Source organism: Paenibacillus tyrphae, assembly GCF_027925525.1.
Taxonomy (GTDB): Bacteria; Bacillota; Bacilli; order Paenibacillales; family NBRC-103111; genus Paenibacillus_G; species Paenibacillus_G tyrfis_B.
Genome location: NZ_BSDJ01000115.1, coordinates 1 through 310 on the forward strand (window position 1 = coordinate 1; position 310 = coordinate 310).

At 47.1% G+C, this 310-nt stretch carries 2 tRNA genes; both read right to left on the bottom strand.

Features of this window, described 5'->3' with window-relative positions:
• Window positions 1–29: 29 nt before the first annotated feature.
• Window positions 30–118 (bottom strand) — tRNA-Ser (locus QMG93_RS35110).
• A 4-nt stretch (window positions 119–122) separates the two neighbouring features.
• Window positions 123–198 (bottom strand) — tRNA-Asn (locus QMG93_RS35115).
• Between the last annotated feature and the right edge of the window lie 112 nt (window positions 199–310).

Here is a 310-nt window from a genome sequence, read left to right on the forward strand (position 1 = left end):
TTTTAAGTAGGTGTGAAGATGAAATACTACGGAGAGAGAGGGATTCGAACCCTCGAGACGCTTGTGACGCCTACACGATTTCCAATCGTGCTCCTTCGGCCAACTCGGACACCTCTCCATAATGGCTCCCCGAACAGGACTCGAACCTGTGACAACTCGATTAACAGTCGAGTGCTCTACCAACTGAGCTATCAGGGAATATATTCAAGGCTTGCACCCTGAAAACTGGATCGAAACAAAGCGCGTTCCGATATATCTTTTATCGCTCCGTTGACTGCGTCAAAAGTCGCTCCTAAAAGATATATCTTCA